Source organism: Rhizobium sp. C1, assembly GCF_021026335.1.
In the GTDB taxonomy this organism is placed as follows: Bacteria; Pseudomonadota; Alphaproteobacteria; order Rhizobiales; family Rhizobiaceae; genus Ensifer_A.
On record NZ_JAJNCY010000001.1, the window covers coordinates 640,105 to 657,890 of the forward strand.

Sequence of the window (17,786 nt, forward strand, 5' to 3'; positions counted from 1 at the left end):
TTTTGACGGTGGACACAATCAATCCGGGTCTGATCCTTCTGGGGATCAACCTGTTCCTTCTCTGGCTGATCATGGCCGCACCCGTGGGCGTGCGGACGCTGAGGATGACTCGCAGGTTCGAGGCACGGCCCGAACATCTCTGGTCGGCCATCGATCCGCTCGGCGAACATGCCGACTGGAACCCGTCTCTGCTGTCTTCGCGCGCCGAAGATCCGGCCGGGCGCTTTGCCCGCCAGGCCTACCAGAATCTCGATCGCAAGGGCGCGCCGATCGAGCGCGTTCTTGAGATTTCCCGCGAAGACCGGTTTGCCTTTTCGACACGTGTCGTCGACGACACGGTCCTCGATCCCACTGTCTGGGCGTCCTTCCACGAACGGCGGCGGCTGCGGGCCGATGGCGGGGTGACGGAACTCACGGTGGAGCAGACGGACCGCTACCGCGGCATCGCATTCCTCGTTTACCGCTATTTTGCGCTGCGCCGTGAAATGCGCTCGCTGGAGGGCTGGCTGAAGACGGGTGAGGCGAAGAAGGTCGGCGTGTTCGAACGTCCACCGATGCAGGTGTTTCTGGCCGTCGTCTCCACGCTGCTGTTCTGGCCCTTTTTCGGGCTGACTCTCAATGGACTGGTGCTTTCCACCATCCTGACGCTGGTCATCGTCATGCATGAACTCGGCCACATGGCGGCCTATCGTGCCTTCGGGCATCGCACGGCGCGGATGATCTTCGTGCCGCTTCTGGGCGGAATCGCGATGGGCGGGCGGCCCTACAATTCCCATTTCGAGGCCGCGACCTGCGCCTTGATGGGGGCGGGCATGTCCGCCTTCGTCGTGCCGATCGCGATTGTCGGCCATGAGGCGGCGATGAAGAGTAACGCGACGGCTGTGCTCGACCGGCCGCTTCTCGTGCTGATCCTGGTTCTCGGCGGCTTCAATCTCCTGAACCTCCTGCCCATGGCGCGCTTCGATGGCGGGCAGGTGCTGCGGCGGATCTTTCCGGGGCTCGGCATGCAGATGCTGGGCAGTTTCGGCATTTCCGCCGTCATCGCCGTCACCGGCTGGCAAGTCGGAGTACCGCAGGACATTCTGGTCTTGTCGCTCGCCATCTTCGCGCTTCTCAGCATGATCAGCGCCGGCGCCGTGAAAATGCGGGACGAGCTTACGCCCATGCGCCCGGCAGAGCGTCTGCTGGTCGGGCTCGGCCTCTATGCCGCCGTGATCATCCACAGCTATGCGATCATCTTCTCAGCCGATCTGCTCTTCGGGCTGCGCTGAACTGTTTCAGCCGGCGACCTGCACCGTCGGTCCGAAGACCTCCTCGAAGGCCTCGCGGAGCCGGATATCCACATCCGCCACCATGACCGGCAGGCCGAGATCGACAAGGCTCGTCACGCCGTAGGCCGAGATGCCGCAGGGCACGATGCCGCCGAAATGGTCGAGGTCCGGATCGACATTCAGCGACAGGCCGTGGAAGCTCACCCATTTGCGCAGGCGGATGCCGAGCGCTGCGATCTTGTCTTCCGACATGGAGCCATCGGGGAGCAGCGGCTTTTCCGGCCGGCGCACCCAGACGCCGACGCGATCCTCGCGCCGCTCGCCCTTGACGTTCATGGCATCGAGCGTGCGGATGATGACTTCTTCAAGAGCCGCCACATAGGCCCGCACATCCTGCCGCCGGCGCTTGAGGTCCAGCATGACATAGGCGACCCGCTGGCCGGGGCCGTGATAGGTATATTCGCCACCGCGCCCGGTCTGGAAGACGGGGAAGCGATCCGGCTGCACGAGGTCCTTCACGTCCGCGCTGGTGCCGGCCGTGTAGAGCGGCGGATGTTCGAGCAGCCAGACAAGTTCGTCTGCCTTGCCGTCCGCAATGAGCGCTACCTGCCGTTCCATCTCCGCGACGGCCTCCTCATAGGGAATCAAACCGTCCGAAATCCACCAGCGCACGGGCGGACAGTCTTCCGCGGGATGCATGGAGGGGGCGATATCCTGGCGAAGCATGGGAGGCATTTCCTTGTTTTGACTGCATTTAGGGCGTCGAACCCCTGTCGCGCAAGGGGTTGCGGCGGCCTGCCTCAAAGCGCCTCGCGAAAATCCATCCACAGCATCAAAAAAACGTCATCGTCCACTTGTGCACCCCAGAGGCTTTTGCTACATGCAGCCGCGCCGGAGCAATTCGGCTCTACCACGATGCGGTCGTGGCGGAATTGGTAGACGCGCAGCGTTGAGGTCGCTGTGTCGCAAGACGTGGAAGTTCGAGTCTTCTCGACCGCACCATTCGGCTCTCAAGCCGAGACAAAAAGAGCCCGGCGAAAGCCGGGTTTTTTGTTGTGTTTCAGTTAGAATAGCTGCTCTGGTACTAACTGTTTTTCTCGAAGTTTTTGTATATATTCAAGTAGTTATATTGCATCTTAAGTGCTTCTTGCTCGCGCTCTTTCTCGCGGGAGGTGCAGTCGAGCTTCAACTCACCTTTTTCATTCTCGGTGTAGTGGCGCAGTCCATTGTCGATAGCTGTAAGATGATTGTGAATGCGATCGATCTCTTGAGCGCATTCTGTGATAGCTGCATCGATTCCCAAATAGCTCATGAAGCAGATTCCCTTGATCGAACAAATAGAGAACATCTATGCGATAAGCTGTCTTCATTTTCAAGGCTATTGTTGACCGCACGGGAGATATCAGCTCCTCGGCAACCTCACCCTAAACACCGCCCCGCCACCTTCCGCCGCTTCGCACACCACGCTCCCCCCATGCAGCTCGGCGATCTGCCGCACAAGCGCCAGCCCGATCCCCCATCCCCCCGCGGCTTCCGCGCGCCCCGCTGGCCGGTAGAACGGCTCGAAAATCCGTTCGCGTTCGCCTTCCGGGATGCCGTCGCCGTGGTCGGTCACCGTTAGGTGAAGTGCGTCGGGGGTTTCCGTTACGGAAACTTCTATGGGGGGCTTGCCGTGGCGGGTGGCGTTTTGCAGGAGGTTGCGGATCAGGCGGCGGATGAGGCGGCCGTTGGCGCGGATGAGGGTGGAGGGGCCGGTGACGGTCACGGCGTCGGCGGCGTCGGAATGGGCGCTTTCTTCCGCCGCGATGGCCACGAGATCGACCATGTCCTCGAAACTCTCCGTGCGGCCGGCCTGCAGGCGGCTGGAGATCAGGATTTCTTCGACCAGTTCGTCGAGTTCGGCCATGTTGCGGACGATCTCGGTCTTCAGGCTTTCGGCCGGGTCGGCCTCGAACATTTCGATTGCCATGCGGAGACGCGCGAGCGGCGAGCGCAGTTCGTGGCTGGCATTGGCGAGCAGGTTTTTCTGCGCGGTCACGAGGTCTTCGATGCGGCCGGCGGCCATGTTGAAGGTGCGTGCGACATCGGCGATCTCGTCATTGCCTTCCACGGTGAGGCGGGTTTCCAGCGCGCCGGCGCTCCAGGTGTCCATGCCCGTCTTCAGCGTTTCCAGCCGGCGGGTGAGACGGCGTGTGACGGGGAGTGCTGCGAGGCCAAGCGCTGCGGCAATCAGCAGAATGACGAAGGCGACATTCTGCCTGTGGGGGCCGGGCGGCCGGCGGCTGCGAGCGACGACCCTCAGGCCATCGGGCGTTTCAAACGCAAAGGTACGGCCCGGCGGGCGGAAACCCTTGGGGTCGTCGGTCGTGACATCCGCCGGCACCGGGCGCCCGGCATTGGCAATCAGCGTGCCCTGCTTGTCATAGACGCTGATATCGGCGTTCACGGTGTCCGACATGCGGTGCACGGCGCGCTCCAGATTGAAGTTCTCGCCCGGCGGCGGCAGCACGGAATCGATGAAGGGGCCGAGGCGGGCGGAGAGCGGATCGCGCTGGTCGAACTTGCCGATGGCGGCGAAGGCGACGAAGACGAGCGCGACGAGCGCCAGACCCATCAGGATCGTCGCGTAGAATTGCAGGAAGAGCGAGCGGCGGATGAAGTTCATGCGCCACCTGCCGGCGTCTGGTGGCGGGCGAAGAGATAGCCGGCGCCGCGTACGGTGATGATGCGGCGCGGATGCTTGGGGTCGGTCTCGATCGCGGCGCGGATGCGCGAGATGTGCACGTCGATGGAGCGGTCGAAGGCTTCCAGCTCCTCGCCCTTGACCATGTCCATCAGCTGGTCGCGGGAGAGCACCCGGCCGGCATTTTCGGCGAGCGCCACGAGAAGATCATATTGATAGCCGGTGATCTGGCGCTCCTCGCCGGCGACGCGGATCTGGCGCGCGCCACGGTCGATTTCGAGGTCGCCGAAGGTGAGGATATCGGAATCGCGGCCGGGATTCATCATGCCCTGGCTGCGGCGGAGGATGGCGCGCAGGCGTGCGAGAAGTTCGCGCGGCGAAAAGGGCTTGGGGAGATAGTCGTCGGCGCCGAGTTCCAGGCCGACGATGCGGTCGGTCTCTTCGCCCTTGGCGGTCAGCATGAGGATCGGAAGGTCCGAGGTGGCGCGGACCTTCCGACAGACCTCAAAGCCGTCGAGGTCAGGCAGCATGAGGTCGAGAATGACGACGGCCGGCGGAGTGCGGGCGATTTCCGCCAGGCCGTCTTTGCCGGTCGCGCTGGCGCGCGTGGCAAACCCTTGTTTCTTCAGGTAATCTTCCAACATGGCGGTGAGCCTCGTATCATCGTCGATGATGAGTATGTCCGCCGTCATGCTGTGTAGTCCTTCCTGAATGGCCCGGGGAATCCCCGAGCCCTTATAGCATCACCAGCGCGGGCGGTGACCGTGCGATTTTTCGGCGAATTCCTTCGCCAGCTTGGCGCGCTGGTCGGGCGTCAGCACTTCCGCGGCATCGACCATGGCGGTGGTCATGATCTTCGAGGCATCGTCCATCTTCTGGACGCGGGCCTTGCGCATGGCTTCCACGGCGTCGCGGTCGATGGTCGGCTTTTCGAACAGCGCCTTCATCTGGTCGCGCATCTGGCCGGGCTCACCGCGCGTCGCCTTCACGTCTTCGCGGGCCTTGTCGAAGATCGCCTTGATCTTCTGTTTCTGCTCGTCGGTGGCATCCACGCTGTCGAGCGCCTTGATCATGCGGTGTTCCATGAAGCCGCCCTTGACCTTCTGCATCATGCCGCCGTGATGGCCGCCCATGCCCATGTCGGCCATTTCCATGTCGGGAGGGCCGAAGCCGTCGGGGCCATCCTTGGCAATCGCGAAGGCACCTACGCCGGCAATCGTGACGGCGACGATCGCCAGACCGGTGATGGCGGAGCGCTTCTTCCAGGGCAGGGCGCTCTTTGGCGTGTCTTGCATGTTTTCATTCGCTTCCATGTCGTGTCTCCGTTGCCATTGCGGCGGGCTTTTCGATGAGAGCCATCATGGAGAAGGAACGTTTCCGTCGTTCCTGACATTTGTAAAGAAAGGTAAAGTTCGCCACATGCGCGCGCAGACAGTCGATCCTGTCGGAAAAACAGGGATTTGCCTCCGTTTTTCAAGCCTGCCTGCCGTTACGTCGGTGGACGCAAGCGCACTTTTCGGCTAGCACGGTGAGGCTCGCTGGATGGCGGCGCGAACCCGAACAATTCATCTCTTTGAACAGGAGACGCCGATGGCTGAAACCGGCGAACTGGAACGCGAGCGCTTGTCTGCATCCGCTGATCCGCATGACCATGTCGACATTTATGACGAAGACGGTCTTGTCCGGCAGGATTATCTGGCGCTGATCGGCGAGGCGCTGGAGGCGGAGGATGTCGAGTTTCTTCGGCACAATGTCGCGCGCCTGCACGAATCCGAACTGGGCGACCTCATCGAGGCGCTGGAGCCGGAGGAGCGGCATGCGCTGGTGCGGCTGGCGGGCGATGCCTTCGACTTTACCGCACTGACCGAGGTCGATGAGGCGATCCGCCTCGAAATCGTCGAGCAGATGCCGAACGAGCAGGTGGCGGCGGCCATCGGCGAGATGAATTCGGACGATGCCGTCTACATTCTCGAAGACCTCGACAAGGAAGACCGCGAAGAAATCCTCGCGCAGCTGCCGTTTACCGAGCGGGTTCGCCTGCGCCGGGCGCTCGATTATCCGGAAAGCTCGGCCGGCCGGCGCATGCAGACGGAATTCGTCGCTGTGCCGCCGTTCTGGACCGTCGGCCAGACCATCGACTATCTGCGCGACGAGCGCGATCTGCCGGACAGCTTCTCGCAGATCTTCGTCATCGATCCGACCTTCAAGCTGCTCGGCGCCGTCGATCTCGATCGCATCCTGCGCTCGACGCGCGGTTTGAAGATCGAGGAGATCATGCGCGAGATGAACCATCCGGTGCCCGCCGAGATGGACCAGGAAGAGGCTGCCCAGCTCTTCGAGCAATACGACCTTCTCTCCGCCGCCGTGGTGGACGAAAACGGCCGTCTGGTCGGCGTGCTGACCATCGATGACGTGGTCGACGTCATCCAGGAGGAGGCGGAGGAGGACTTGATGCGCCTTGGCGGCGTCGGCGACGAAGAGCTTTCCGACACCGTGCTCAGCACGTCGCGATCGCGCGTACCGTGGCTTCTCGTCAATCTGCTGACGGCCATTCTGGCGGCCTCCGTGATCGCGCTGTTCGACGGCGTCATCGAAAAGGTGGTGGCGCTGGCCGTGCTGATGCCGATCGTGGCCGGCATGGGCGGCAATGCGGCGTCGCAGACCATGACCGTGACGGTGCGGGCGCTCGCCACAAAGGATCTCGACATCTACAACGCCGCGAGGATCATCGGCCGCGAGGCGGGCGTGGGCATTCTGAACGGACTGATCTTCGGCGTGCTGATCGGCGTGGTTGCGGGGCTCTGGTTCCATGATGTCAGCATTGGCGGCATCATCGCCTCGGCCATGCTGATCAACATGCTGGCGGCTGCGCTCGGCGGCATCCTCATCCCGCTACTTCTCGACAGGCTCGGCGTCGACCCCGCCGTCGCCTCGGCAGTCTTCGTGACGACGGTCACGGATGTCACCGGCTTTTTCTCGTTCCTCGGCCTCGCATCCTGGTGGTACGGCGTACTTTGACGTCCCGGCCACAGTCATAAATACCTTACCAACGAAATCGAACCGCGCATTGACTTTTACGTCAAGGTCAATAGAATAGTCGCATAAATCGATTTGGAAAGAACGACGTGGACAAGCTCTACACTATCACGGAATTGACGCGGGAGTTTGGCATTTCGACCCGGACGCTGCGCTTTTACGAAGACGAGGGCCTTGTGAATCCCGAGCGGCGCGGCCGGACGCGGCTTTTCCGGCCATCGGATCGCCGTATCATCCAGAACATTCTGCGCGGCCGGCGCATCGGATTCAGCATTGCCGAGATCCGCGAGATTATACTGGCTTACAAGGATCCGCCGGGCGAATCCGGTCAGCTGACGCTGATGATGAAGCGCGTTTCCGAAAAGCGCGACGAACTGAAGCAGAAGCGCAAGGACATCGAGGACACGATCACCGAGCTCGATCTGATCGAGGAACAGTGTCTGACACGTCTTGCCGAAATCGGCGTCGGGACGTGATTTCACAGTTTGAATTCGCTTAACAGAGAAGGCCGCCGGATCAGTATCCGGCGGCCTTTTTGCTGTTGTCCATGTGTCGTCTTTTCACAGCCAGCGGCGAGTGCCGTGGCAATAGCGTTCGAACTCGAAGCCGAAGCGCGACAGAAGATGGAATTCCTCCGGGCGGATGGCGAGATAGGTCGTCAGCGCGGCCGCGACGACGGCGCCAATCATGACCCAGGCGCAGCTGGCGACCAGGCCGATGCCGATCAGCAGCAGCGTATAAGCCAGATAGGTCGGGTTGCGCGTGAAGCGGTAGGGGCCGCAGGTGACGAGGCGGCTGGCGCATTTCATCGGCATGACGGCCGTCGCGCCATCATGCAGCGTCTTCAGGGCCCAGATGTCGAGGCTGACGGCCATGGTGATGAGCGCCCATCCGGCGAGCGGCGCGAGCATGGTCATGTGAAAACCGGGCGGCGAGGGCGCTCGCGTTTCGATTGCAAAGCCGATCATGCAAGCCGCGATATAAAACAGCGGCGGCCAAGGAAAATTCAGGGGGCGCGATCGAAACTCGTTCATGTCTATCAAGCCTCATTCCTGTCCCAGCGCAGTCCTCGTACATTGGCGGCTAATGCCAAGTACACGCGCGTCGTTGTTGACGTCGAGTTCGCCTCGTTCCAGTACGTCGAACAGGTTCTGGCTCTTGAGCTCTGTCAAAGTGCAGCCGCAGAACGAACTACAAAAGGACTCGGGCTGCTGTGCTGCACAGGCCGCCTTGCAACTCTGCATATATGACAAAGCTGGATCGGGGCTGGCTGCCGGAAACACTTGTGCGATGCACCAAACTATAGCGATCAGGATCGGTTGGTGAAGCAGGTAGAAGGCGAGACTGTGGCGACCAGCTGTGGATAACCACGAAAAGATGTGGAATTTTTTTGCGTGATCGCCGGTCAGAATTTTTATGAGTCGATACTTTATTAGAGGTTGTGAGACTGCGATACCAGTCAGAAATGGTGCAAGCCAGGGCAGGAGCGGCACATAGTCGTTGGAGCGGCGCACGGTTTCCGACAGGCCGACCCAATAGAGCGCCGGCGTGTTGAAGAGGCTGTCACGCAGCCCGAACGGGGCGGCGAGCGCCGCTGCGGCGACCAGAATCGTCAGGATCGGCGGGGCGCGCAGGAAGAGAAGCCCGATGAGGCTTGCGGCGGCGATATTGTGCAGAATGCCGAAATAGATGAACTCGTCGCGCATGGCGAAGAAGGTGGCGACCGTGACCACCAGCGCGCCCGCGACAATCCTGGCGAAGCGCTGCCAGAATGAGTGCCAGCGGATCTCCCGACCATGGGCGAGATAAAGACTGAACCCGGCCAGAAACAGGAAGCTTGATGCAATGGAGCGGGCGTAGATCTTCAAGGGCAGGCTGCTGGCCGTTCCCGGCGCGAGGTAGTGGAAGAATTCCAGATCCCAGGTCAGATGATAGGTGGCCATGGTGATGAGTGCGATGCCGCGCAGCGCATCCATCCAGTGCAACCGGCCGACGGGCTGTTCGAGCGTGTTGTCCTGGCTCATCGTTTTCGCTTTCATCTTCTGTTGGACAGGGCGCGTCTGAGGACCCGCTTGAAGGGGCGAACCGCCTTTTTTGCGGCGGCCTCACAACAGGGCGGCGCGCGCCTCCGAGAAAAACTGCCGCCGCACCAGGACGCCGATCACGAAGGCGGTCAACGCGATGAGGAGCACGGGGCTTAAGAACCAGCCGATATAGCCGATGGAGAGAAAGATGCCGCGCAGACCCGCATTGAAATGCTTGCCCGCGAGAATGTTGAGCTCGATCACGCGCTCTACAGCGCGCTCGGTCGCGGCGGGATCCTCATGCGTGTGTTTCGGCATCGGAATCGATCCGAACAGGATCGTGCAGTAATTGAAGAGACGATAGGCCCAGCCGAACTTGAAGAAGGAATAGGCGAAGATCGCGGCAAGGCCGACCACCTTGAATTCGAAGCCTTCCTGTCCTGTCTGGAAGAAGGGCGGCAGCGTCGCATAGATTTCGCCGACGCTCTCGGAGGCGCCGAGAAGGGGGAAGCAGCTGCCAAGCGCGAACATCGATGCGGAAGCGAAGAAGGCCGTGCCGTTCTGCAGGCCCGCCATGATCTGGGTGTCGATCATCTTGAGGTCGCGGGTCAACGAATTGCGCAGCCAGGCGCTGCGATAACTGTTGACCAGATGGGTGAGCGCCGGGCGCGCGATCTTCGGCTTTCCGCTGGTCAGCCAGGAGAAGCCCCACCAGAGAATGAGAAAGATGCTGAGGGCGAGATAGTCGAGCGCGGTCATGCCATTTTCTGCCACGAATTCCCGTTCGGCGAAAGCACTGCGGCTGTGGACAACCGGGTCTTCCGAATGAAATGCTGCGCGCCGGTCCTCGCGCTCCTGCCGCGCCGGCCCGGTGTCGCTAAATCGTCATCGCATGCCGATTGGTGGCTTACGAAAGTCCGGGCGGCGGATAAGATGGGGAGGTTGAATCCTAACCAGCCGGGCGCCAATCATGTTTCTCTCCGTCTTCGACGTTTTCAAGATCGGTATCGGGCCCTCCAGCTCGCACACGATGGGGCCGATGTCGGCCGCGGCGCGGTTTCTCGAGCTGATCCTGTCCGATGACTGGCCGCGTCCGCAGAGCGCCCATGTCGCGTCGCTGAAGGCCAGCTTCCATGGTTCGCTCGCCCATACCGGCATCGGGCATGGCACGGGCCGGGCGGTTATCCTCGGTCTGGCGGGCGAGTTGCCGGACAAGGTGGATCCGGACCGGATGGACGCCATCATCGAGGACGTGGAAAAGACGCGCAGCGTCACGCCGCCGGGCCATCCTGCCTATCATTTCAATCCGGCCGAGGATCTGGTTTTCGATAAGAAGCAGCCCTTGTCCGGTCACGCCAACGGCATGCGGCTTTCCGCCTTCGATCAGGACGGCCGGCTTCTGCTGACACAGGTCTATTACTCCATCGGCGGCGGCTTCGTGGTCACCGATACCGAGCTGGAGGCGATGCGTCGCGAGAAGGACAAGAAGCCGCCGGCCAATGTGCCGTTTCCGTTTGCCTCTGCGAAGCAAATGCTTGAAATGGCAGCACGTTCCGGCCTGACGATCGCGCAGATGAAACGAGCGAATGAAGAGGCGATGATGAGCCGTTCGGCGCTTGATGAGGGTCTTGATGCCATCTGGCAGGCGATGGATTCCTGTGTCGAGCGTGGTTTGCGCGGCGAGGGCATCATGCCCGGAGGCCTGAAAGTGCGTCGCCGGGCGAAGGGCATCCATGATCAGCTACAGGAGGAGTGGCGCTCCAATCGTCCCAACCCGCTCTTCGCCAATGACTGGCTGAGTGTCTATGCCATGGCGGTCAATGAGGAAAATGCGGCGGGCGGGCGTGTGGTGACGGCTCCTACGAACGGTGCTGCCGGCGTCATTCCCGCGACGATCCGCTATTACAAACAGTTCCATGCGGATGCCGATCGGGACGGCATTCACGATTTCCTGCTGACCGCTGCGGCGGTCGGCGGCATCATCAAGCACAATGCCTCGATTTCGGGCGCCGAAGTCGGCTGTCAGGGCGAGGTCGGCTCGGCGGCGGCCATGGCTGCAGCAGGGATGGCCGCGGTCATGGGCGGTTCGCCGGAGCAGATCGAGAATGCCGCCGAAATTGCACTCGAACACCATCTCGGCATGACCTGCGACCCGGTCGCTGGCCTCGTGCAGGTGCCCTGTATCGAGCGCAACGCGCTTGGTGCCGTCAAAGCGGTCACGGCGGCCTCGCTGGCGGTCAAGGGTGACGGACAGCATTTCGTACCGCTGGACGCCTGTATCGAGACGATGCGTCAGACCGGCAACGACATGAGCGAGAAATACAAGGAGACCTCGACCGGCGGCCTCGCCGTGAACGTGGTCGAATGCTGATTTCTCCGCGCAATTCCCGTCTTGACGCACCGGTCTGAAAGGCGTTCAAAGACGCCATGACACTGCACATCATCAAGCTTTGCGTCGGCGCGGATTCCATCGAAGATCTGCGCGAGTGGGTTGCCGAGCGGTCGCTGCTGGCCATGGCCGCCGGCATGGAGCCGCATTCCAGTCATGTGACGCGTATGTTTCCCAAGCGTCGCGACGAGATTATCAATGGTGGTTCGCTCTATTGGGTGATCAAGGGCCAGGTGAAGGCCCGGCAACCGATTCTCGACATTCGCGAAACCGTCGGCGGCGATGGCATTACCCGTGCCGAACTCATTCTCGGCCCCGAGGTCGTTGAGACCGTCATGCAGCCCAAGCGACCATTTCAGGGCTGGCGTTATCTTGAGGCGAAGGATGCGCCGAGGGATCTCGGCAGCGCCGGGACGGGGCTGGATGACATGCCCGAAGAGATGAAACGCGAGCTCGCCGAACTCGGGCTTCTGTAAGCTCAGGAATCTGCTGCACGCCTCTTGCGGCGCGCTCTTTTGGCCCACACATAAGAGCTCCCCCCCTTATTATTTTATCCACATTCTCGGAGAGTTTTCATGGCTTTGACAACGCTGTTCTCGCCGCTCAAGGTCGGCGCGCTGGAACTGAAGAATCGAATCGTCATCGCGCCGATGTGTCAATATTCCGCGCAAGACGGCCAAATGACCGACTGGCACATGATCCATTTGGGGCATCTCGCTCTTTCGGGCGCGGGGATGCTGACGATCGAGGCGACGGCTGTCACACGAGAGGGACGCATCTCCTACGGTGATGTCGGCCTTTACTCGGATGCCTGTGAGAAGGCGATGGAACGCGTGCTGAATGGCATCAGAGCGTGGTCTTCAATGCCAATTGCCATCCAGTTGGCCCATGCCGGGCGCAAGGCTTCCTCCGAGGTTCCATGGAAGGGTGGCCAGCAGATTGCGCCCGATGCCGAGAACGGCTGGAAGACAATTGCTCCTAGCGCAGTTCCGTTTCGCGAAACTTACGATGCACCGCTCGCGCTCGACAAGGCGGGGCTCATTCGCGTTCGGGATGGCTTCGCAGATGCCGCTCGACGGGCCTTGCGCCTCGGTATCGACGCGGTCCAGCTCCACGCGGCCCATGGCTATCTTCTCCACGAGTTCCTTTCGCCTTTGTCGAACCACCGCACGGACGAGTATGGCGGCAGCCTCGACAACCGCATGCGATTCCCGCTGGAGGTTTTCGACGCGGTGCGCGCCATCTGGCCAGCCGGCAAGCCTCTGACGGTGCGCGTGTCCGGGACGGACTGGAAGGAGGGCGGTTGGGACGAGGAATCCACGGTCGCTTTCGCCCAGGCGCTGGAGGCCCGCGGCTGCGATGCGATCCATATCTCGAGCGGCGGGTTGGTTCCGGATGCGAAGATGACCATCGGGCCGAGCTATCAGGTGCCATTTGCCCGCGCCGTCAAGCGGGCGGTGAAGATGCCGGTTGTCGCTGTCGGGCTCATCACCGAATTCGAGCAGGCCGAAGCGATCCTCAAGGCCGGCGATGCCGATCTGATCGCGCTGGCCCGCGCCGTGCTTTATAATCCGCGTTGGCCCTGGCACGCCGCCGCGCATTTCGGCGAAACCGTCGAGGCGCCGCCGCAATATCTGATGAGCAAGCCGCATGGCGTGAAGACTCTGTTTTCGCCGCTTCCGGCTTGAAGCCGCAAACACAAACGGGTTATCGACCGTCGCGCAGGAGAAGCGCGGCGGTCAGCCGCTCCATGACGTTTGCGACCGACATGCATTCCTCCAGCGTGGAGGTTTCCATCATCCGGTCGATCACCTTTGTCTGGATTTCCATCGCCTTTTCAGCGAGCGCGCGGCCGTCCTCGGTGAGGTAGAGCCTGAGTACGCGCCGGTCATTGTCGTCGCCTCGCCGGGTAATCAGTCCCCGTTTTTCCATCTGCGGCAGCAACATCGACATATTGGATCGCCCGACCAGAAGCTTGCGCGCCAGATCCTGCTGCGTCAGCCCCTCGAAACGGTAGAGGTTCACGAGAATGTCGAGATGCGGCGGCTTGATGTCGAGTGTTGCGATTTCGCGGGCCAGCACCTGGTTCATCACCTGACAGGCGCGACCCACCGCAATCCAGCTTTTGAAGCGCGGATGATCCCAAGGAAACTGGCGTGTGGCGGTCATGAGGGGCCTTGCATCTTCTTTGTTGCCTATCATCGCATTCCTGGCTGTTTTCGTCACCCTCCCAGGCGAAAATTGTTCAATCTTGTGCAATGAGAGTCAATAATGTACAAGGTTGAACAAATTGACGGAGAGCGGACATGAACGTTGCGATGCTGAGGATGTTGGGGCGAGGGGTGAACCTCCTCAGTTTCGTTTCGCCTCGGCAGGCCGGACGACTGGCTTTTCGCCTCTTCACCCGGACCCGCAACCCTGAACCACAGACGGAGAAGGAACGGGCGCTTTTTGCCGCGTCGGCGCCCCTGATGGCGCAAGCCCGTCGCGAGACGGTGGAGATTGACGGGCGGCCGGTGGCTGTCCATGTCTTTGCGCCGATCGGGCCGGGCAATGGTCTCCGCGTGATGTTCACGCATGGCTGGGGATCGCGCATCGCGCTGACGCAAGGGCTTGTGACCGGGCTTCGGGAGACCGGATTTTTCGTCTATGCCATTGATCTGCCCGGTCACGGCGACAGCCCGGGCGCATCGCTTCATGCAGGCAGCGCCATTGCGACGCAGGCTGCCGTCTGGCATCGATTCGGTCCCTTCGATGCCATGATCGGTCATTCCTTCGGAGGCTATATGACCGTGCTGGCTGCGCATGGGCTGCTGGATGGGCGGCCGCTTTCGCCGCCGCGTCTGGTGGTTATTGCCGCGCCCGCAGATGTCCGGCGTGTGCTCGCCTATTTTTGCCGGGGGCTGGGGCTGAACCGGCGTGTCGCTGCGGCCCTCACGGCGGAGGTGCAGCGGGTCACGGGGCGTCCGGTCGAGGCTTCCTTCGCGCCGGGCTATCTGGCCCGCAGCGGTATTCCGACGCTGGTGCTGCATGCATCGGAAGACAAGGAGGTGGGGGCGGAGGCGGCCCGCGCCTATGCCGATGCCGGGCCGCATGTCACGCTCGCCTGGCTCGATGGGCTGGGACATCGTCGCATCGTCAATTCACCGGAAGCGATTGAAGCCATCACGAAATTTCTCCGCTCATCATCGGTCTCTGCACAAATGCTTCATACAGTCTCGCCGCAGTCGTGATAGGTTCGGGCTCTGACGAAATGGGGCTGTGAGAGATATGCAGGCGGTGACATCTGTTGAGGAACTTCAGGCGCTTTATGGCGAGCCGGGCCAGACATCGCTTCTCAAGGTCACGCCTTTCCTGACGCCGGAATACCGGCGCATGCTGGAGGCCTCGCCCTTTGTGGCGCTGGCGACCGTGGGGCCGGAGGGGCTGGATTGCTCGCCGCGCGGGGATGCCAGCACGGTGATCCATATCGAGGACGAGCGCACGCTGATGCTGCCCGACTGGCGCGGCAACAACCGCATCGATTCGCTCTCCAACATCGTCCGCGACCCGCGTGTGGCGCTGATGTTTCTCATTCCAGGCTCCAACAATGCGATGCGGGTCAATGGCAGGGCCATTGTCACTGTCGATGCTGAGGTGACCACCCGTTTCACCATGGATGGCCGGCACCCGCGTTCGGTGATCGTCATCGCCATCGAGGAGGTTTATTCCCAATGCGCCCGCGCCCTGATCCGCTCCGATCTGTGGAACCCTCAGAAGCATCGCGACCCCAGTGCGCTGCCGAGCGTGGGCGAGATGATGCAGACGATCAAGGCGGGCTTTGACGGCGCCGCCTATGATCGCGAGTGGCCTGACCGTGCACGATCCACCATGTGGTAACGTGGAGGGCGCCATTTGGCGAATACCTTAGGACATGATGAAACAGTGTTTTAACGCCTTCAGGCTAACAATTTCAGTCAGATTTGAATGAAATTGATGATCGACACTGGAGTTTCCATGAAGCGCCTGACATTCTCCGTTCGCCGCCCCAGCATCCGGACGGGTCTGATCGCCGCCATCGGCAGCCTCGCGGTTGTCTCGGGTGTGATCGCCGCGGGCTCGATCATGTCGATGAAGACCACGGATCAACGCTTCGATCTGCTGGCCAGAACAACAATGTCCAGCATTGTCATGTCGAAGGACATGGATATTGCGACCGTGAAGCTGCGTGAGGCCTATGGTCAGCATCTGCTCGCGGCGGACAAGCCGGCCAAGGCGGAGGTCGAGAAGACCATTGCCGCCATCAACGACAAGCTTGCCGCCACGCTGAAGGCCTATTCCGAATTTCTGGGCGAGACGGGCGACAAGGCGGCGCTCGCCGAACTCGACAAGCAGCTGACGGCCTACAACAAGATGGGCAAGACGCTGCTGTTCTATTCGACGCAGGGCAAGGAACAGAATGCCCGCATGTATCTCGCCTCGATGAGCGGCATTGGCAATACGCTGTCGAAGATCACCGGCGATATCGTGGCGAGCGGACAGAAGAGCGCGGAGCTGAGCGGCGCCGAAGTGCGGGCAGAGACCGCGCGTACGATCCTGATTGCCGAGGGGCTGGCGGGGTTCGCTGCGCTGATGGCGCTTCTGGCCGGTATTTTTGTCATTCGCGGCGTCGCGATGCCGATTGGCCGTATTACGAAGTCGATGGGCGCTCTGGCAGCCGGCGATACCGCCAGCGCCATTCCATTTGCGGGTCGTAGCGACGAGATCGGCGCGATGGCGGGTGCCGTCGAGGTGTTTCGTCAGGCCGCAATCACCAACAAGGCGCTGGAGCGCGAGGCGGAAGAGGCGCGCAATCGCGCCGAGGCAGAACGGCTGGAGGCGGAGCGTCAGGCCGAGGCCAATGCGGCCGAGCGGCTGCGCATTGCCACCTCCGGTCTCGCTGCAGCTCTGCAGCGGCTGGCGAATGGCGATCTCGGTTTCCAGATCGAGGAGGCTTTTGCGCCCGATTTCGAACAGCTTCGTCACGATTTCAATCGCTCCGTGCGGCAGCTTTCCGAAACGCTTGCCGAGATTTCCAACGCCGTCGGCGCGGTGGAGAATGGCAGCCACGAGATTGCCGCCGGCGCGAACGATCTGTCCCGCCGCACAGAGCAGCAGGCGGCCTCGCTGGAAGAGACAGCCGCAGCGCTTGACGAAATCACCGTCAATGTCAGCAATTCGACCCGCCGGACCGAGGATGCTCGGACCATTGCCGGGCGCGCCAACCAGTCGGCGCTGACCTCGAGCAAGGTTGTCGCGAATGCCGAAGACGCCATGCGCCGTATCGAGCAGTCGTCGCAGCAGATCTCCAACATCATCGGCGTGATCGACGAAATCGCCTTCCAGACGAACCTTCTGGCGCTCAATGCCGGGGTCGAGGCCGCGCGCGCCGGCGAAGCTGGCAAGGGCTTTGCGGTCGTGGCGCAGGAAGTGCGCGAGCTGGCTGGCCGTTCGGCCAATGCGGCCAAGGAAATCAAGGCGCTGATCAAGAATTCGGCCACCGAAGTCGATGCCGGCGTCAAGCTGGTGCGCGATACCGGTGCGGCGCTGAACGAGATCGGCGGCTTCATCGTCGAGATCAACGGCCATATGGAGGCAATCGCCCAATCGGCCAAGGAGCAGTCGACGGGCTTGGCGGAAGTCAACAGCGCCGTTAACCACATGGACCAAACGACGCAGCAGAATGCCGCCATGGTGGAGGAATCGACCGCCGCTTCCGCTGCTCTGGCCAACGAGGCCCAGACGCTCCGCTCGCTCATCTCCAAGTTCTCCTTCGGCGACATCCGGGTTTCGGCTTCGCCTTCAGTCATGTTGCGCCAGACGGCGGCTGCTATGGCGGCTCCCGCCCGCTCTTCCGCGCCGCGAACCGTCGCGGCTCCGTCTCGCGTTGCCCGCGCCGGGTCTTCGGCGGCTCCGGCTGCGCAAGAGGGCTGGGAAGAGTTCTGAGCAGGCCACTTGCCATTCTCCCCCCTTGAGGGGGAGATGCCCGGCAGGGCAGAGGGGGGTATGGTTCGGCATATTCTGATCCTCATGGGCCGTCTCACTTGTGGCTCCCCCCCCCTCTGTCAGCTTCGCTGACATCTCCCCCTCAAGGGGGGAGAGTGAGGTGCTGCCACGCAAAAACCCCCGGAAAAAAACCTCTCCCGAGTTATCCTCCGGTCTATCGCTCTTGCCCCTGTCTCGGGCCAAAAACTTCCGGAGAGCCACGCTGACGCGCCGCCCTGATTGGTAGTTTAAAAATGCGGCGGAGCGCCAGCGCGACCCGTCGAGATCTGCAAGGGGAGCCTCATCCGACTCCATTCCTCAAGCGCGGGCCGTCTCGCTAAACCGTCTGCGGAGGCAGACGGGTTCTCTGGCGTAGCCAG

18 protein-coding genes and 1 tRNA gene are annotated in these 17,786 nt (G+C 61.9%); 10 read left to right on the plus strand and 9 right to left on the minus strand.

Translation table 11 applies throughout. The features are described from left to right. Positions 1 to 8 precede the first annotated feature (8 nt). Positions 9 to 1,271, plus strand: coding sequence for a hypothetical protein (locus LQK83_RS03200; protein WP_230835827.1), 1,263 nt, complete (start codon positions 9 to 11; stop codon positions 1,269 to 1,271). A gap of 6 nt (positions 1,272 to 1,277) precedes the next feature. Here LQK83_RS03200 and lipB read toward each other — a convergent pair whose 3' ends face one another. Beyond that, complete coding sequence (gene lipB / locus LQK83_RS03205) at positions 1,278 to 1,997, minus strand: lipoyl(octanoyl) transferase LipB (protein ID WP_230835828.1); 720 nt, start codon at positions 1,995 to 1,997, stop codon at positions 1,278 to 1,280. Positions 1,998 to 2,188: 191 nt separating this feature from the next. Between lipB and LQK83_RS03210 the strand changes: the two genes are divergently transcribed. Continuing rightward, a tRNA-Leu gene (locus LQK83_RS03210) sits at positions 2,189 to 2,273 on the plus strand. 82 nt (positions 2,274 to 2,355) lie between these two features. On the opposite strand, the gene LQK83_RS03215 is transcribed toward LQK83_RS03210, so the two are convergent. From LQK83_RS03215 to LQK83_RS03230, 4 genes are all read right to left on the minus strand, one after another. After that, on the minus strand, positions 2,356 to 2,583 hold the full coding sequence (locus tag LQK83_RS03215) for a hypothetical protein (RefSeq protein WP_230835829.1): 228 nt from the start codon (positions 2,581 to 2,583) through the stop codon (positions 2,356 to 2,358). A 90-nt stretch (positions 2,584 to 2,673) separates the two neighbouring features. Then, positions 2,674 to 3,936 (minus strand): sensor histidine kinase, encoded by a 1,263-nt coding sequence (locus LQK83_RS03220; protein ID WP_230835830.1) that lies wholly within the window; start codon positions 3,934 to 3,936, stop codon positions 2,674 to 2,676. After that, positions 3,933 to 4,646: a response regulator gene (locus tag LQK83_RS03225; RefSeq protein ID WP_230835831.1), complete on the minus strand. Its 714-nt coding sequence runs from the start codon at positions 4,644 to 4,646 to the stop codon at positions 3,933 to 3,935. The genes LQK83_RS03220 and LQK83_RS03225 overlap by 4 nt, the downstream gene beginning before the upstream one ends. Positions 4,647 to 4,697: 51 nt before the next feature. Continuing rightward, a complete protein-coding gene (locus tag LQK83_RS03230; RefSeq protein ID WP_230835832.1) occupies positions 4,698 to 5,267 on the minus strand; it encodes a Spy/CpxP family protein refolding chaperone in 570 nt (189 codons plus the stop codon). 277 nt (positions 5,268 to 5,544) lie between these two features. On the opposite strand from LQK83_RS03230, the gene mgtE reads away from it, so the two are divergent. Together mgtE and LQK83_RS03240 are read left to right on the plus strand one after the other, a co-directional pair. Continuing rightward, entirely contained in the window at positions 5,545 to 6,972 is a 1,428-nt protein-coding gene (mgtE, locus tag LQK83_RS03235; protein ID WP_230835833.1) for a magnesium transporter, read from the plus strand. Positions 6,973 to 7,079: 107 nt separating this feature from the next. Further along, positions 7,080 to 7,466: a MerR family transcriptional regulator gene (locus LQK83_RS03240; RefSeq protein WP_230835834.1), complete on the plus strand. Its 387-nt coding sequence runs from the start codon at positions 7,080 to 7,082 to the stop codon at positions 7,464 to 7,466. An 84-nt stretch (positions 7,467 to 7,550) separates the two neighbouring features. Here LQK83_RS03240 and LQK83_RS03245 read toward each other — a convergent pair whose 3' ends face one another. The 3 genes from LQK83_RS03245 to LQK83_RS03255 form a co-directional block, all read right to left on the minus strand. Then, entirely contained in the window at positions 7,551 to 8,024 is a 474-nt protein-coding gene (locus LQK83_RS03245; protein ID WP_230835835.1) for a methyltransferase family protein, read from the minus strand. Positions 8,025 to 8,036: 12 nt separating this feature from the next. Then, positions 8,037 to 9,014 (minus strand): heparan-alpha-glucosaminide N-acetyltransferase, encoded by a 978-nt coding sequence (locus tag LQK83_RS03250; protein WP_230835836.1) that lies wholly within the window; start codon positions 9,012 to 9,014, stop codon positions 8,037 to 8,039. Positions 9,015 to 9,095: 81 nt separating this feature from the next. Continuing rightward, a complete protein-coding gene (locus LQK83_RS03255; RefSeq protein WP_230835837.1) occupies positions 9,096 to 9,773 on the minus strand; it encodes a DUF599 domain-containing protein in 678 nt (225 codons plus the stop codon). A 211-nt stretch (positions 9,774 to 9,984) separates the two neighbouring features. Here LQK83_RS03255 and LQK83_RS03260 point away from each other — a divergent pair, with 211 nt between their 5' ends. The 3 genes from LQK83_RS03260 to LQK83_RS03270 all read left to right on the plus strand — a co-directional run bounded on the left by LQK83_RS03260 (position 9,985) and on the right by LQK83_RS03270 (position 13,091). Further along, positions 9,985 to 11,385, plus strand: a complete 1,401-nt coding sequence (locus tag LQK83_RS03260) for an L-serine ammonia-lyase (RefSeq protein ID WP_230835838.1) — start codon at positions 9,985 to 9,987, stop codon at positions 11,383 to 11,385. Positions 11,386 to 11,441: 56 nt separating this feature from the next. Then, the gene (locus tag LQK83_RS03265) at positions 11,442 to 11,879 is read left to right on the plus strand and encodes a DUF1489 family protein (protein WP_230835839.1); all 438 of its coding nucleotides are present in this window, start codon (positions 11,442 to 11,444) and stop codon (positions 11,877 to 11,879) included. Positions 11,880 to 11,978: 99 nt separating this feature from the next. Continuing rightward, positions 11,979 to 13,091: an NADH:flavin oxidoreductase/NADH oxidase gene (locus LQK83_RS03270; RefSeq protein WP_230835840.1), complete on the plus strand. Its 1,113-nt coding sequence runs from the start codon at positions 11,979 to 11,981 to the stop codon at positions 13,089 to 13,091. A gap of 19 nt (positions 13,092 to 13,110) precedes the next feature. Here the strand turns inward: LQK83_RS03270 and LQK83_RS03275 are convergent, their stop codons facing one another. Next, on the minus strand, positions 13,111 to 13,572 hold the full coding sequence (locus LQK83_RS03275) for a MarR family winged helix-turn-helix transcriptional regulator (protein ID WP_230835841.1): 462 nt from the start codon (positions 13,570 to 13,572) through the stop codon (positions 13,111 to 13,113). A 302-nt stretch (positions 13,573 to 13,874) separates the two neighbouring features. Here LQK83_RS03275 and LQK83_RS03280 point away from each other — a divergent pair, with 302 nt between their 5' ends. The 3 genes from LQK83_RS03280 (at position 13,875) to LQK83_RS03290 (ending at position 17,367) form a co-directional block, all read left to right on the plus strand. Next, positions 13,875 to 14,636: an alpha/beta fold hydrolase gene (locus LQK83_RS03280; RefSeq protein WP_230835842.1), complete on the plus strand. Its 762-nt coding sequence runs from the start codon at positions 13,875 to 13,877 to the stop codon at positions 14,634 to 14,636. Between the two features lie 37 nt (positions 14,637 to 14,673). Continuing rightward, positions 14,674 to 15,282: a pyridoxamine 5'-phosphate oxidase family protein gene (locus LQK83_RS03285; protein ID WP_230835843.1), complete on the plus strand. Its 609-nt coding sequence runs from the start codon at positions 14,674 to 14,676 to the stop codon at positions 15,280 to 15,282. 117 nt (positions 15,283 to 15,399) lie between these two features. Next, entirely contained in the window at positions 15,400 to 17,367 is a 1,968-nt protein-coding gene (locus LQK83_RS03290; RefSeq protein WP_230835844.1) for a HAMP domain-containing methyl-accepting chemotaxis protein, read from the plus strand. Positions 17,368 to 17,786: the final 419 nt, after the last annotated feature.

Excerpts from the sequence above, each read along its gene's own strand:
- LQK83_RS03265 (WP_230835839.1), top strand. The coding sequence starts at position 11,442 with ATGACACTGCACATCATCAAGCTTTGCGTCGGCGCGGATTCCATCGAA.
- LQK83_RS03225 (WP_230835831.1), bottom strand. The coding sequence starts at position 4,646 with ATGACGGCGGACATACTCATCATCGACGATGATACGAGGCTCACCGCC.
- LQK83_RS03255 (WP_230835837.1), bottom strand. The coding sequence starts at position 9,773 with ATGACCGCGCTCGACTATCTCGCCCTCAGCATCTTTCTCATTCTCTGG.
- LQK83_RS03245 (WP_230835835.1), bottom strand. The coding sequence starts at position 8,024 with ATGAACGAGTTTCGATCGCGCCCCCTGAATTTTCCTTGGCCGCCGCTG.
- LQK83_RS03215 (WP_230835829.1), bottom strand. The coding sequence starts at position 2,583 with ATGAGCTATTTGGGAATCGATGCAGCTATCACAGAATGCGCTCAAGAG.
- LQK83_RS03280 (WP_230835842.1), top strand. The coding sequence starts at position 13,875 with ATGGCGCAAGCCCGTCGCGAGACGGTGGAGATTGACGGGCGGCCGGTG.
- LQK83_RS03270 (WP_230835840.1), top strand. The coding sequence starts at position 11,979 with ATGGCTTTGACAACGCTGTTCTCGCCGCTCAAGGTCGGCGCGCTGGAA.
- LQK83_RS03260 (WP_230835838.1), top strand. The coding sequence starts at position 9,985 with ATGTTTCTCTCCGTCTTCGACGTTTTCAAGATCGGTATCGGGCCCTCC.
- LQK83_RS03250 (WP_230835836.1), bottom strand. The coding sequence starts at position 9,014 with ATGAGCCAGGACAACACGCTCGAACAGCCCGTCGGCCGGTTGCACTGG.
- LQK83_RS03290 (WP_230835844.1), top strand. The coding sequence starts at position 15,400 with ATGAAGCGCCTGACATTCTCCGTTCGCCGCCCCAGCATCCGGACGGGT.
- lipB (WP_230835828.1), bottom strand. The coding sequence starts at position 1,997 with ATGCTTCGCCAGGATATCGCCCCCTCCATGCATCCCGCGGAAGACTGT.
- LQK83_RS03285 (WP_230835843.1), top strand. The coding sequence starts at position 14,674 with ATGCAGGCGGTGACATCTGTTGAGGAACTTCAGGCGCTTTATGGCGAG.
- LQK83_RS03275 (WP_230835841.1), bottom strand. The coding sequence starts at position 13,572 with ATGACCGCCACACGCCAGTTTCCTTGGGATCATCCGCGCTTCAAAAGC.
- LQK83_RS03220 (WP_230835830.1), bottom strand. The coding sequence starts at position 3,936 with ATGAACTTCATCCGCCGCTCGCTCTTCCTGCAATTCTACGCGACGATC.
- mgtE (WP_230835833.1), top strand. The coding sequence starts at position 5,545 with ATGGCTGAAACCGGCGAACTGGAACGCGAGCGCTTGTCTGCATCCGCT.
- LQK83_RS03230 (WP_230835832.1), bottom strand. The coding sequence starts at position 5,267 with ATGGAAGCGAATGAAAACATGCAAGACACGCCAAAGAGCGCCCTGCCC.